Annotated in this window: 13 protein-coding genes; 9 read left to right on the top strand and 4 right to left on the bottom strand. The window is 43.0% G+C overall.

Annotation, left to right across the window (positions count from 1 at the left end):
- Window positions 1–17 precede the first annotated feature (17 nt).
- Entirely contained in the window at window positions 18–269 is a 252-nt protein-coding gene (locus PCIT_RS15000; RefSeq protein WP_010364193.1) for a YfhL family 4Fe-4S dicluster ferredoxin, read from the bottom strand.
- A gap of 2 nt (window positions 270–271) precedes the next feature.
- Complete coding sequence (trhP, locus tag PCIT_RS14995) at window positions 272–1,630, bottom strand: prephenate-dependent tRNA uridine(34) hydroxylase TrhP (protein WP_010364191.1); 1,359 nt, start codon at window positions 1,628–1,630, stop codon at window positions 272–274.
- 256 nt (window positions 1,631–1,886) lie between these two features.
- Here trhP and ndk point away from each other — a divergent pair, with 256 nt between their 5' ends.
- From ndk to der, 9 genes are all read left to right on the top strand, one after another.
- Complete coding sequence (gene ndk / locus PCIT_RS14990; RefSeq protein WP_010364190.1) at window positions 1,887–2,318, top strand: nucleoside-diphosphate kinase; 432 nt, start codon at window positions 1,887–1,889, stop codon at window positions 2,316–2,318.
- 202 nt (window positions 2,319–2,520) lie between these two features.
- Entirely contained in the window at window positions 2,521–3,657 is a 1,137-nt protein-coding gene (rlmN, locus tag PCIT_RS14985; protein WP_010364188.1) for a dual-specificity RNA methyltransferase RlmN, read from the top strand.
- Window positions 3,658–3,757: 100 nt separating this feature from the next.
- Window positions 3,758–5,389 carry a type IV pilus biogenesis/stability protein PilW gene (pilW, locus tag PCIT_RS14980; protein ID WP_010364187.1) on the top strand — a complete coding sequence of 544 codons (1,632 nt, stop codon included), beginning with the start codon at window positions 3,758–3,760 and terminating at the stop codon, window positions 5,387–5,389.
- Window positions 5,386–6,273: a RodZ domain-containing protein gene (locus PCIT_RS14975; protein WP_010364185.1), complete on the top strand. Its 888-nt coding sequence runs from the start codon at window positions 5,386–5,388 to the stop codon at window positions 6,271–6,273. The genes pilW and PCIT_RS14975 overlap by 4 nt, the downstream gene beginning before the upstream one ends.
- 5 nt (window positions 6,274–6,278) lie before the next feature.
- Window positions 6,279–7,397, top strand: coding sequence for a flavodoxin-dependent (E)-4-hydroxy-3-methylbut-2-enyl-diphosphate synthase (gene ispG, locus PCIT_RS14970; RefSeq protein WP_010364182.1), 1,119 nt, complete (start codon window positions 6,279–6,281; stop codon window positions 7,395–7,397).
- 152 nt (window positions 7,398–7,549) lie between these two features.
- A complete protein-coding gene (gene hisS / locus PCIT_RS14965; protein ID WP_010364180.1) occupies window positions 7,550–8,827 on the top strand; it encodes a histidine--tRNA ligase in 1,278 nt (425 codons plus the stop codon).
- Window positions 8,828–8,836: 9 nt separating this feature from the next.
- Window positions 8,837–9,457, top strand: coding sequence for a YfgM family protein (locus PCIT_RS14960; RefSeq protein WP_010364178.1), 621 nt, complete (start codon window positions 8,837–8,839; stop codon window positions 9,455–9,457).
- Between the two features lie 9 nt (window positions 9,458–9,466).
- Window positions 9,467–10,648, top strand: coding sequence for an outer membrane protein assembly factor BamB (gene bamB / locus PCIT_RS14955; RefSeq protein WP_010364176.1), 1,182 nt, complete (start codon window positions 9,467–9,469; stop codon window positions 10,646–10,648).
- 72 nt (window positions 10,649–10,720) lie between these two features.
- Window positions 10,721–12,193, top strand: a complete 1,473-nt coding sequence (gene der, locus PCIT_RS14950) for a ribosome biogenesis GTPase Der (RefSeq protein ID WP_010364174.1) — start codon at window positions 10,721–10,723, stop codon at window positions 12,191–12,193.
- Between the two features lie 28 nt (window positions 12,194–12,221).
- Here the strand turns inward: der and PCIT_RS14945 are convergent, their stop codons facing one another.
- Window positions 12,222–12,524 (bottom strand): hypothetical protein, encoded by a 303-nt coding sequence (locus tag PCIT_RS14945; protein WP_010364173.1) that lies wholly within the window; start codon window positions 12,522–12,524, stop codon window positions 12,222–12,224.
- Between the two features lie 38 nt (window positions 12,525–12,562).
- Window positions 12,563–13,264, bottom strand: a complete 702-nt coding sequence (locus tag PCIT_RS14940; protein ID WP_010364172.1) for a transglutaminase-like domain-containing protein — start codon at window positions 13,262–13,264, stop codon at window positions 12,563–12,565.
- Window positions 13,265–13,322 lie beyond the last annotated feature (58 nt).

Raw genomic sequence — 13,322 nt, 5'->3', positions numbered from 1 at the left:
GAAGCCTCATAACCTAGCTAGGGCTGCTGAGTGAGTGCGAGATACTTTTCAGCCAAGGTATCTAAACTTTCTCGTTTATTAGGGTCTGGTTTAATACAATCAATAGGACACACACTTACGCAAGTGGGGGCGTCATAATGGCCAACACACTCGGTGCACTTGTCTGAGTCTATCTCATATATTTTTTGACCAAAATAAATAGCTTGATTTGGGCATTCTGGATCGCACATGTCACAGTTAATGCATTTATTGTTGATTAACAAAGCCATAATTAACCTTGCTTAAACGGGTTTCGGGTATCTTGGTTTTCACCTAAATTACGCATCAAAATGGCATGCTCTAAGTTAATATCCTCAGGCAGTGGGATCTGTACAATATGACCAGACCCTTTTGCATCTTCAATACGTTGGCCTGCTTTGTTTTCCATATGTTCTAAATTAAAGGCGATATTGCCTTTTGGTGTCATAAGTTCAAGGCTGTGGCCGGTACAAAATTTATTTTTAACATCAACCTCAACTAAACCATTTGCTTTTCTGCCAAGTACTTCGCCAACAAACTGTTGTTTATCACTGATAGAATGCCCGTATTCATAATTTTGGTAGTCTTGATGTGCATGACGCTTTAAAAAGCCTTCGGTGTAACCCCTGTGGGCCAGGTTTTCGAGTGTGCGCATTAATGTGGGATCAAAAGGTTTGCCAGCTACCGCATCGTCTATCGCTTTTCTATACACCTGTGCCGTGCGCGCAACATAGTAAAAAGATTTGGTTCTGCCTTCAATTTTAAGACTATGCACCCCCATTTGGGTCAGTTTTTCAACATATTGTACAGCACGTAAATCTTTTGAGTTCATGATGTAAGTGCCATGTTCGTCTTCAAAAGCGGGCATATACTCTCCTGGACGGCCAGGTTCTTCTAGCATAAAGGTCGAATTGGTGGGCGCACCTAAGCCGAGTGTTGGGATCACCTCTTTGGGGTCAATTTGATGTACAAGATCGCCGCTTTCATTCTCTTTAGCAGGCTTTGCATCATATTCCCAGCGGCATGCATTAGTGCAAGTTCCTTGGTTCGGATCGCGCTTATTAATGTACCCAGATAATAAGCAGCGACCAGAGTACGCCATACATAATGCGCCATGAACAAATACTTCTAGCTCTGTATTTGGGCAAAGAGTGCGAATTTCAGCAATTTCTTCAAGAGATAGTTCACGGGATAAAATAACGCGCTCTATGCCTTGTTGTGCCCAAAACTGTACACTCGCAAAATTGACGGCATTGGCTTGAACAGACAAATGGATTGGCATATCGGGCCACTTTTCTCGAACTAACATGATCAAGCCTGGATCTGACATGATCAATGCATCTGGTTGCATGGCTATAACCGGTTCGATGTCTCTTAGGTAGGTTTTTACTTTGCTATTGTGTGGTGCAATGTTGGAGACCACATATAGTTTTTTATGTTGTTGATGTGCTTCTTTGATACCGGTTGCTAAGTTCTCTAAATCAAACTCGTTGTTACGCACTCGCAAACTGTAACGAGGTTGCCCTGCGTAAACCGCATCAGCCCCATACGCAAAAGCGTAACGCATATTCTTTAAACTACCTGCAGGTGAAAGGAGTTCTGGTACAAACATAGTAAATAAACCTCATCATTAAACTGGGTACAAACCAGTTGTTGGGGCCAAAATTGACGGGAAAGTGAAAAGCGGCGCAGTATATAAGGTGATTTATTGCAGCCATTTGACGTAGATCATGATTTCGTTGAGTGATAATTTACTTCACTGCTCTTTTTACTTGTCAACATAGCGGGCGAATCTAGTAGGCTTTTTCTACTAAAAAGCGTATAATTCGCGGCCGTTAATATTCATAAACTATTTTGGAGCAAAAAAGATGGCTTTAGAGCGTACTTTTTCAATCATCAAGCCTGATGCGGTAGCTAAAAACCACATCGGTGCAATCTATAACCGTTTCGAATCAGCTGGTCTTAAGATCGTTGCTTCTAAAATGGTTCACCTTTCTCAAGAGAAAGCTGAAGGTTTCTACGCAGAGCACAAAGAGCGTCCTTTCTTTGGTGCCCTAGTTTCTTTCATGACATCTGGTCCAGTAATGGTTCAGGTTCTTGAAGGTGAGAACGCAGTACTTAAAAACCGTGAAATCATGGGTGCTACTAACCCTGCTGAAGCACTAGCTGGTACTTTACGTGCTGACTATGCAGATAGCATTGATGAGAATGCGGTACACGGTTCAGACGCTCCTGAGTCTGCTGCTCGTGAAATCGCTTACTTCTTCGCAGAAGAAGAGCTTTGCCCACGTACTCGTTAATATCGAGCGTAAGCAAATGAAAGAAGGGCTTTCGAGCCCTTTTTTCGTCTCTAATTGTCGTATGTTTTGCAAAATGTTTAGCCTGTCTTAGACATAAGCTCTTTGCAAAGCAATCAACAATGATTGTTAATTTTGCCTGTTTTTTGTACAATGCACGGCTACCTTATCGTTGTTATACCGTCACCTGAATTGAGGTTGTTTCATGGCCACTACTGAGAAAAAAATTAACTTACTTGATCTAAATCGCGAGGGGATGCGCGAACTGTTTGCATCGTACGGAGAAAAACCGTTTCGCGCAGATCAGGTGATGAAATGGATTTATCACTTTGGTATTGATGATTTTGAGCAAATGAGCAATATCAATAAAAAGCTCAAGGCAAAATTATCAGCTGATTGTGAAATTGTTGCGCCAGAGATCTCAGTTCGACAAGAAGCCAGTGATGGCACTATTAAGTACGCGTTGGTACTTGAAGGTGGTCAAGAAGTTGAAACCGTTTGGATCCCAGATAAAGACCGAGCTACGCTATGTGTGTCTTCACAGGTTGGCTGTGCGCTTGAATGTACATTTTGCTCGACGGCTCAGCAGGGCTTCAACCGTAATTTAAAAGTGTCTGAAATTATTGGTCAAGTGTGGCGTGTTGCAAAAGATATCGGCCTACATGATGGCGACAGCACTAAACGCCCCGTGACAAACGTGGTAATGATGGGGATGGGCGAGCCGCTACTGAACGTAAATAATGTTGTTCCTGCAATGGAGCTGATGATGGATGATTGGGCGTTTGGTCTATCTAAGCGTCGTGTAACTTTGAGTACCTCAGGGGTTGTTCCTGCACTTGATATTTTGAAAGAGCGTATTGATGTGGCGCTTGCTATTTCATTACACGCGCCAACGAACGATTTACGTGACGTGTTGGTGCCAATTAACAAAAAGTACCCAATTGAAGAGTTTTTGGCTGCGTGTCGTCGTTACATTGATGGTTCTAAAGCGAACAAAGATGTCACCATTGAATATGTTATGCTGCAAGGAATTAACGACAGTACAGATCAAGCTCACGAGCTTGTGAAAGTATTAAAAGGGACCCCGTCAAAAATTAACTTGATCCCATTTAACCCGTTCCCAGGAAATGAGTATGGTCGTTCAAGCAATAGCCGAATTGATCGGTTCTCAAAAGTGCTGCAAGCTGCAGGATTAACCTGTATTGTACGCCGTACACGTGGCGATGATATTGATGCAGCGTGCGGGCAATTAGTCGGCGACGTTGTCGACAGAACGAAACGTTTGGCTAAAAAGCAGATGCGAGAAGACAATGCCATTGCGGTTTCTGTAAAGGCCAGTTAAGCAAATCAGTTTATAAAAGCCCTTTTGTCTAAAAAACAGATGAAACATAAGGGCTTTTAGGTAATATAGAGGCTCGATGTTCTTACATAATGGGTGGTGCATGCGTTCTTGCTTAATATTATCTGTGGTTTTGCTTTTTTTATCAGGGTGCGTCACTGAAACGAGCTCCGTTACGCGTAATAACCCCAGTGCAAAAAATACAGTTAATAATCAAGATGCAGCGAAAACCCGCATTGCGCTGGCACTCCAATATCTTAATGCCGGTAATACCACTCAAGCGAAATTTAACCTAGAACGCGCCGCCTCCTTTGCACCAAAACTGCCTGAAGTTCACTATGCACTAGCTTATTATTACGAACAAGTTGATGAAAAACAGTGGGCAAAAAAGGCCTATTTAACAGCCTTATCTCTGAATCCAAATGATCCGAACGCGTTGAACAATTATGGTACGTTTTTGTGCCGGATTGGGGAGTATGACGAGGCGTCAGAGCAGCTTTTAAAAGCGATTAATATTCCTAGCTATTTACGTGTTGCTCAAAGTTATGAAAATTTGGCTCTATGCGCAGTTAAGCAAGACAAATTCCCTCTTGCACTCGAGTATTTAGAAAGTGCGGTTCAGCATAATGGGAGGCGACCTTCTGCGCTCATTGGCTTAGCGGCATTGTTTTATGCAAAAAGTGACTTACACCAAGCCGAAAATGTTTTAAAGGTGTATCGTGAACGAGGTTTTATGTCGGCGCGTGCCTTATTGCTAGAACATTTATTGCATCAGCGGATGGGGCATTTACAACAAGCACAAACGTTATCAGACACCTTAATACAAAATTACCCGAGTTCACGTCAGGCCTCACTGATATTGCGCGATGAGCTTAATCGCTCTGAGTTTGAAAAGTTAAAAGAACAGTATCGGCAAGCGCAGGTCAAGGAAATTACCGCGACGAATATGACGCATGTCGTGAGTGAGCCAAAGATCAAAATCACCCGCAAAAAAGCGCAGACCTTAACGAAACTTGATACTGTAAATAATGCACCAGAAAATACAGTGGCATCGAGTGTGTCGTTGCGCAACGATGTAAATAAATTCACACCGAGTTCACGCTCAATGGGTATTATATCTCAAGATGAGCCGCAAATATTGACGGCTAAGCCGATTAGTACAGACACTGCTTTAGTTGCTGCTGAGGTTGGTGATACTGCCACCGAAGATGAAGTCAGGGTGATATCGTTTGGTGAGACAACAAAAAGAGATGCCTCTGCGGGCAGTACCGTGAAATTTTATACACCAGACCCGACAGAAGTGGTTTTTTCACAGCCTAGAGCTATTAATGCTAGGGCTGCAGGCGGTGGTACGGCCACAGTGCAAAATTCGGTAGTGCAAAGTCAATTGCCGTTACTTAACGCCGACTTAAGTGCACCCAGTGTACCTTTTCATGTTGTGAAAGTGGCTGAGAACTTATTTAGTTTGTCAGTCAAATATGACATTAAAATGGCCAAACTATTAGTGTGGAATAACCTTAAAGCGTCTGACAGAGTATCAGCAGGGCAGAAGGTGTTTTTAAATAACCCGCAGATCACTCATAATATACGATCGGATGACACCTTATTTGATATAGCGACTCTGCATGGATTGCAGATCGATGATTTAATGCGATGGAACAAATTGACACCTGATGTGGCCTTAACCGAAGGTCATAGTTTACTTATTGTAGATCCGAATAGTTACGTTTTATGAATCAAGAATCAATCGAAACCGAAGAAATAACTCCGTCATTAGGGCGTGCCTTACTGGTAGCGCGTGAAGCTGCTGAAATAACGGTTGAAGAGGTGGCTGAGCGTTTAAAACTGAGCCCACAACAGATCCGCCAATTGGAGCAAGATGATTATAATAAGTTAGGCCCACAGACCTTTGTCCGTGGCTATTTGAAAAGTTATTGTGCAGTTCTAGGCCTACCCGTTGAAGATACGCTTGCGCTATTTAAAACGCCAGAGGTACAGGTCACAGCCAAGCATATGCAAAGTTTTTCACGAAGAACGGAAAAAGAGGCCAGTGATAATCGTCTCATGATCATTAGTTACGTTATTTTAGTGATCATACTTGGCGCGCCTGGCATTTGGTGGTGGCAATCGAGTAACACAATATCAACGCCCGAAGTGAGTCAAACCGCCCTCGTGAGCGCAACAACTAAGCCAGCTATCGTAGCGACTGAAGATACGCAACCCATGGCTGAAGAGGCTGTTGCTACACAGCCGGTTGACTTGGCACAAACTTCGAACGTGACTGTTGATACACTCGCGACGAGTGAGCAAGCCTCACAACCTATCGTGACTGAATTAGCAAGTGTCGCAAGCGAGGCTGAGACGACAACAGGTTTAAGCACCATTGTTATGCGCTTTAGTGACGATAGTTGGGTTGAGATATTTGATGCAACACAAGAACGTGTGGCGTTTGGCGTTAAAAAATCCGGGTATACGATGACAGTGCAAGGGCAAGCACCGTTTTCAGTGGTACTTAATAAGCATTTAATGGTGGAGGTTGAATTAGATGGCAAGATTATCGATTTGACAGCCCTACCGAAAAACCGATTAGCAAAATTTAAATTACCGTTAGCAGAGTAACCGTCATGTTTTCAGAATCTCCTATTAAGCGCAGAAAATCGACTCGAATTAATGTAGGCAACGTGCCTATTGGCGATGGCGCGCCTATCGCTGTGCAGTCAATGACCAATACCAATACTATGGACGTTGATGCTACGGTCGCGCAAATTCAAGCGATACAAGATGCTGGGGCTGATATAGTTCGTGTGTCAGTGCCGACCATGGATGCGGCTGAAGCTTTTAAGAGTATTAAAGAGCAAGTTGATATTCCTTTAGTAACAGACATTCACTTTGATTACCGCATAGCGCTTAAAGTAGCGGAGTATGGCGCAGATTGTTTGCGTATTAACCCGGGAAATATTGGTAGTGAAGACAGAATACGTGCTGTGGTTGATGCGGCGGGTGAACGTAACATCCCTATTCGTATTGGAGTCAATGGCGGCTCATTAGAACGTGATTTACAAGAAAAGTATGGCGAGCCAACACCGGAAGCGTTACTTGAGTCTGCGATGCGCCATGTTGAAATATTACAGCGTTTGAAGTTTGATCAGTTTAAAGTATCCGTAAAAGCGTCTGATGTATTTCTGGCTGTTGGCGCTTATCGGTTGTTGGCAAAAGAAATAGATCAGCCTCTACATTTAGGGATCACGGAAGCAGGCGGTTTTAGATCCGGCTCGGTGAAATCAGCAGTTGGCCTTGGTATGCTACTAGCTGAAGGGATTGGCGACACACTGCGGGTGTCATTGGCTGCTGATCCAGTTCAAGAAATTAAAGTGGGTTTTGATATTTTAAAATCACTGCGTATTCGTTCGCGTGGCATTAACTTTATTGCGTGCCCAAGTTGTTCACGCCAAGAGTTTGATGTTGTAAATACCATGAATCAGCTTGAAGAGCGCTTAGAAGACATCGTAACGCCGATGTCTGTATCCGTCATTGGCTGTGTCGTGAATGGGCCTGGAGAAGCTTTAATTAGTGACATTGGGCTGGCCGGTGCAAACCGTCGTTCAGGGCTTTATATAAATGGCGAGCGTCAAAAAATGCGTATCGATAATGACAATATTGTTGAGCAACTCGAAGCGCAAGTACGCGACTTTGTCGCTAAAAAAGAAGCAGAGCCGACGATAGACATAAAAATAGTCGAATAAATACAGTAACGAAACGGTTCATACATGGATTATCGGTCTAGAGTCGTTTACGTTTTAAGCGAGCAGGGTATAATGAGCGATTAATTTTCAACGCATTCTTGTGCGTTTATCGTGCTTGTATCAGTTTTAATAATTATTAGTTAGGATTTTCAGTGGCGAAACAAATTCAGGCAGTTCGTGGAATGAACGATTGTCTGCCAGGTACTACACAGATTTGGCAGAAAGTAGAACAAACATTACGTCAAACGGTGGCGTCTTATGGATATCAAGAGATCCGTTTTCCTGTTGTTGAATCTACTGATTTATTTAAGCGCTCTATTGGTGAAGTAACCGATATCGTTGAAAAAGAAATGTACACTTTTGAAGATCGTAGTGGTGATAGCCTCACCTTGCGACCTGAAGGTACCGCGGTATGCGTTCGCGCAGGCAATCAAAACGGTTTGTTGTATAACCAAGAGCAACGTTTATGGTACATGGGCCCGATGTTTCGTCATGAGCGCCCACAAAAAGGCCGTTACCGTCAGTTTCATCAGTTTGGTGTGGAAACATTTGGTATGGCCAGTGCTGACATTGATGCGGAAGTTATTTTATTAACCGCGCGTTTATGGCAAGCGTTTGGCATTATGGATCATGTACGCTTGGAGCTTAACTCTCTGGGGTCAAACGAAGCGCGCGCAGAGTACCGAGATGCGCTGGTGGCATTTTTAGAGCAGCATATTGAACACTTAGATGAAGACAGTAAGCGCCGTATGCACTCAAACCCATTGCGTGTGCTAGACAGTAAAAATCCAGATGTGCAAGCTATTTTGGTAAATGCCCCGAAGCTATCAGAGCATTTAGATGAAGAGTCTCAAGCACATTTTGCAAATTTATGTGAACGTTTAGATGCTGCTGGCGTCGAATACCAGGTTAATGAAAAGCTGGTACGTGGCTTAGATTATTACAACCGCACGGTATTTGAATGGGTAACGGATAGTTTAGGCGCGCAAGGCACCGTTTGTGCTGGTGGCCGTTATGATGGCCTAGTTGAGCAACTGGGCGGTAAAGCAACACCTGCAGTTGGTTTTGCAATGGGGCTAGAGCGTTTAGTACTTATGCTACAAGAACTAGACTGTGTGGGTGATATTCGCCGTAACGCAGATGTATATGTGGCTGCTATGGGTGAAAAAGCCAGTATTCAAGCACCTGTGATTGCTGAGGAACTCCGTAGCGACGTAACTGGATTACGTGTTATGGTGCATGCTGGTGGCGGCAATTTCAAAAAACAATTAAAACGTGCTGATAAAAGTGATGCTTTAGTTGCTTTAATCTTAGGTGAAGATGAATTAGCTGAAGGTAAAGTAACCGTTAAGTATCTTCGCGAACAAAAAGAACAACTGACCTTGTCGATTGCAGAAGTGAAAATCTTACTTGCAGACTTGGCTGGATAAGAGGTAACAATGGAAATTTATTCAACAGAAGAACAACAAGCAGAAGCGATTAAGCAGTTTTTCCGCGATAATGGCGTATCGCTGGCTTTAGGTATTGTACTGGGTTTAGGGGGCTTATATGGATGGAAAGCGTATAACCAGAGCCAAATCACCAGTGCTGAAGCTGCATCCAATGCTTATAGTGATATCGTCGAAGGTGAAGAAGTTTTAGCAAGTGCTGAGTCATTTATTGCCAACAATGGTGATTCAAATTATGCGGTATTAGCTGCATTTGTTGCGGCAAAAGAAGCGGTTGATAAGCAGCAGTATAGTGTTGCGACTGAAAAGCTACGTTTTGCGGCTGATACAGTTAAGAATCCTGAGCTTAAAGCAACGGCTTTAACACGCTTGGCGCGTATTCAACTAACAGAAAAGAAGCTAGATGAAGCATTAGCAACGTTAAATACTACGATGCCGGCTAGCTTTAATGCGCAAGTCTCTGAAATTAAAGGTGACGTGTACCTTGAGAAAGGCGATAAGCAGTCAGCCCGTACACATTATCAAGCGGCGGTTAGCGCCAGCGAAGATGCCAATAATACGTTATTGCAAAACAAGCTAGATGATTTAGCCACTGCACAGCCTGCAGCATAAGGAGCTAATATGAAACAGCTTAGTTTAGCCACTTTGGCGCTATGTATGGCGTCGTTGTTGAGTGGGTGTTCGTCGAGTGACGACGATGAAGATGTTTTAGTTCTGCCTGAAATAAATAATCAATTTGAGACTCAGGTTGCTTGGCAAGAAAGTATAGGTAATGGCGTTGAGCATTATTTTTCACGCCTTACACCAACAGTATATGAAGACGTCGTATTTGTCGCTGAACGCAATGGTGAAGTAAAAGCTCTGGACATTAATACCGGTAACACATTGTGGGAAACTGAAACACGTAAAAACCAAGTATTTTGGCCTTGGGAAGACAGTGACAGTGCAAAGCTTTCTGGCGGAATCTTACAAGCATTCGGTAAGGTTTATATTGGTTCTGAGCACGGCGAAGTCATTGCGTTAGATCGTGAGTCTGGTGAGATTGTTTGGCGCAAATCAGTACCTGGTGAAGCGTTGTCTTCTCCTGCAGCTGGGGATGGCTTAATTTACGTAAACTTAGGTTCAGGTAAATTACTCGCATTGCACCCAGATACGGGCGAAGAGCGTTGGCGTCATGAGCAAGAAGTGCCTGCTTTAACACTACGTGGTTTAAGCTCACCAACAAGTGCAAATGGTGGTGTGCTGTTCGGTGAAGAAAGTGGTAAACTATCGGTCTTAATTGCTGAAAATGGTTATTCTGCTTGGAGTGCCGATGTTGCGCTTGCAAAAGGCGCATCAGAATTTGAGCGGTTAGTAGATGTTGACACTAAACCGATTGTAAGTGGCGCTAATGTATATGCGATTGCTTATAATGGGAATTTGGCAGCTGTAGACGTACGAAATGGTAATGTCATTTGGAAACGCGAATACAGCAGTTACAGAGATTTTAGCATTGAATCAAATTCCATCTATATTGTAGATAGCGAAGGTGTTGTTTATGCATTAGATAAAGACTCTGGTATTGAACGTTGGAGCCAACCTGCTTTACGTGGATGGTATTTAACCACGCCAACAGTTGCCGGAGATTATTTAGTGGTAGGTGATCAAGAAGGCAACCTACACTGGTTAGATAAACAAAGTGGCCAGCTGGTATCAAGAGAGAGTTTTGATAGTTCAGGTTTCTTTGTTGAGCCTGTGGTTGCTGGCGACAAGCTAATTATATACACCCGAGATGGTGAAGTTAGCGCCGTTAAAATTCCATAACACTTAGTTATTATTAAGTTTGTTAAGGCTTCGCTTTGCGAAGCCTTTTGTTGTTTATTAAAGAGGTAGTCTATGCTTCCTGTGATCGCTCTTGTTGGGCGACCTAATGTGGGTAAATCCACGCTATTTAACCGTTTAACACGTACTCGTGACGCGTTGGTAGCGGATTTTCCTGGTCTTACACGTGACCGTAAATATGGCCAAGCCAGTTACGATGGATATGAGTTTATCGTAGTGGATACCGGCGGTATTGATGGCTCTGAAGAAGGCATTGAAACCGAGATGGCTGAACAGTCGCTACTCGCGATTGAAGAAGCGGATATTGTCTTGTTTTTAGTGGATGCCAGAGCAGGTATGAACGCCGCGGATCAGGCTATTGCACAGCACCTTCGTAAACAACAAAAGAAGTGTTTTCTTGTTGCGAATAAAACGGATGGTATTGATGCAGACTCTAATTGTGCTGAATTTTATCAATTAGCCATTGGCGAGGTGTATCAAATCGCCGCAGCGCACGGCCGTGGTATTACTCAGCTGTTAGACTTGACGTTACAGCCTGTTATTGCTGAATTAGCCGCTGAAGAAGATGAACTTGCACAGGATGACGCAGACCTTGCGGAGCTTTACCTAGAAGGTGAAGAAGGGGCACACGAAGATGGTAAGACTGGGTTTGAAGACAAGCCAGTTAAACTTGCCATTATTGGTCGTCCAAATGTAGGTAAATCGACGTTAACCAACCGTATTTTGGGTGAAGAGCGGGTGATTGTTTACGATATGCCTGGTACAACCCGAGATTCAGTTTATATTCCAATGACGCGCAATGAACGCGAGTATGTGTTGATTGACACTGCGGGTGTTCGAAAGCGTAAAAAAGTTAGTGATGTTGTTGAGAAATTCTCAGTCATTAAAACATTGAAGGCCATTGAAGATGCCAACGTGGTGTTGATTGTGGTGGATGCCCGTGAAGGTATCTCTGATCAAGACTTAAGCTTACTAGGTTTTGCGTTAAACGCGGGTCGTTCATTGGTGATTGCTGTCAATAAATGGGACGGCCTTGATGATTACGTAAAAGATCGCATTAAAACCGAACTAGACCGCCGTTTAGGATTTATTGATTTTGCTCGTTTGCATTTTATTTCGGCATTACATGGCACTGGAGTTGGTCATTTATTTGAGTCTGTTGATGAAGCTTATGCTTCTGCGACTAAGCGGATCAGTACTGCGATGCTGCGCCGTATTATGGATATGGCACAAGCGGATCACCAACCCCCCTTGGTACGTGGTCGCCGCGTGAAGCTCAAGTATGCTCACGCTGGGGGTTATAACCCACCTAGGATCGTGATACACGGTAACCAAGTACACGATTTACCTGATAGTTATAAGCGTTATTTGATGAACTATTATCGTAAAGCGCTGAATATCATGGGTACACCGATAAAGATTGAATTCAGAGAAGGGGATAACCCATTCTCAGGTCGTACCAATAAGATGACGCTGTCGCAAAAGCGTAAGCTAAGAGCATTTACCAAAGAAAATCGTAATAAATAATCTCGTTTTTCTTACTGATAAAATGGCGCTATTGAGCGCCATTTTTATTTTCTGAAGTACGACTTGTTTTTAATGATTTTATGTAACAGATATATGCGCCTATGCCGGCCGTTGGTAATGTTAACAATACAGCCCATCCTGCGGTGTAAGCCACTGCTAATATCATTCCTATATCATAATTAAACAGCTTGCAATCTGTAGGCAATACTTCTTTGACGGTACACTTTAGTAAGGTTGAAACGAGCTCCGCACTTAGCAAAATGAGTAAAGGCAATATGGCCAATACTGCGAAAAATATTGCTAACTTTCGCATTTTTATTGTATGTAACATGGGTATTTCCTTATATTTAGCGCTCTTAATTTATCAAATTACGTCACCGAATATCTTAGCTGAGCTATTCGTTGGTTAATTATATGCCGAAGCAAGTATTTATAGAGCCACCTTTTTGTGCCAGATAGGTTCTGATACTGCTGGTAGAAACTATCTGGATCCTCAAAATGTCCTAATGAGGATATAATGCTATCACGTTGAATATATGTGCTTTGCCCGTAGAATTGATTTTTGGGTTTTTGCAGGCAAGGCGTGGCAATGCCATAGCCAACAAAACGACCATGATGTGTTTTAAAACGCGATTGAATTGCAGCTAAATACGTATTATCAATAATATAGCCCTCTAACTCTAACCACGTACCATCGAGGTATACTTCAACCCAACTGTGGATGATCTGAGTAGGCGCCAACGTAAGAATCCACCTCGGCACAACACCCTGTTTTAAGTTATTACTGATGATGAACCCTTGTAATCGACAAGGGATCCCGACGCCTCTTAATAGCGCCATAAGTAGCGTTCCTTTGGTATTACACTGACCATAGCCTTGGTGCAAAACTGTTGATGCGTTTAGCGTATCTTCGCTGCTGTAACCAAATCTAATATCATCCATCACGAAATTATAAATTGCTGTGAGCGCTTGCTGTTGATCAAGTGATAGCCACTGCTTTTGTGTGATCAATGTTTGAATGCGATGATGGGTATAGTTCAATAAATGGGTATCTAGCAAATATTGCTGCATGGTACTTCTCCTCTGAGTTAATAGAGGTACTTTGCCTTAGTTTTAAAGTCGATAATTG

The sequence above is a fragment of the Pseudoalteromonas citrea genome, from assembly GCF_000238375.3.
Lineage (GTDB): Bacteria > Pseudomonadota > Gammaproteobacteria > Enterobacterales > Alteromonadaceae > Pseudoalteromonas > Pseudoalteromonas citrea.
This window is presented reverse-complemented; position numbering and strand designations above follow the sequence as displayed.

What these genes read in the sequence shown, in the direction of transcription:
- PCIT_RS15000 (WP_010364193.1), bottom strand. Translation starts at nt 269, where the DNA reads ATGGCTTTGTTAATCAACAATAAATGCATTAACTGTGACATGTGCGAT.
- trhP (WP_010364191.1), bottom strand. Translation starts at nt 1,630, where the DNA reads ATGTTTGTACCAGAACTCCTTTCACCTGCAGGTAGTTTAAAGAATATG.
- ndk (WP_010364190.1), top strand. Translation starts at nt 1,887, where the DNA reads ATGGCTTTAGAGCGTACTTTTTCAATCATCAAGCCTGATGCGGTAGCT.
- rlmN (WP_010364188.1), top strand. Translation starts at nt 2,521, where the DNA reads ATGGCCACTACTGAGAAAAAAATTAACTTACTTGATCTAAATCGCGAG.
- pilW (WP_010364187.1), top strand. Translation starts at nt 3,758, where the DNA reads ATGCGTTCTTGCTTAATATTATCTGTGGTTTTGCTTTTTTTATCAGGG.
- PCIT_RS14975 (WP_010364185.1), top strand. Translation starts at nt 5,386, where the DNA reads ATGAATCAAGAATCAATCGAAACCGAAGAAATAACTCCGTCATTAGGG.
- ispG (WP_010364182.1), top strand. Translation starts at nt 6,279, where the DNA reads ATGTTTTCAGAATCTCCTATTAAGCGCAGAAAATCGACTCGAATTAAT.
- PCIT_RS14960 (WP_010364178.1), top strand. Translation starts at nt 8,837, where the DNA reads ATGGAAATTTATTCAACAGAAGAACAACAAGCAGAAGCGATTAAGCAG.
- bamB (WP_010364176.1), top strand. Translation starts at nt 9,467, where the DNA reads ATGAAACAGCTTAGTTTAGCCACTTTGGCGCTATGTATGGCGTCGTTG.
- der (WP_010364174.1), top strand. Translation starts at nt 10,721, where the DNA reads ATGCTTCCTGTGATCGCTCTTGTTGGGCGACCTAATGTGGGTAAATCC.
- PCIT_RS14945 (WP_010364173.1), bottom strand. Translation starts at nt 12,524, where the DNA reads ATGTTACATACAATAAAAATGCGAAAGTTAGCAATATTTTTCGCAGTA.
- PCIT_RS14940 (WP_010364172.1), bottom strand. Translation starts at nt 13,264, where the DNA reads ATGCAGCAATATTTGCTAGATACCCATTTATTGAACTATACCCATCAT.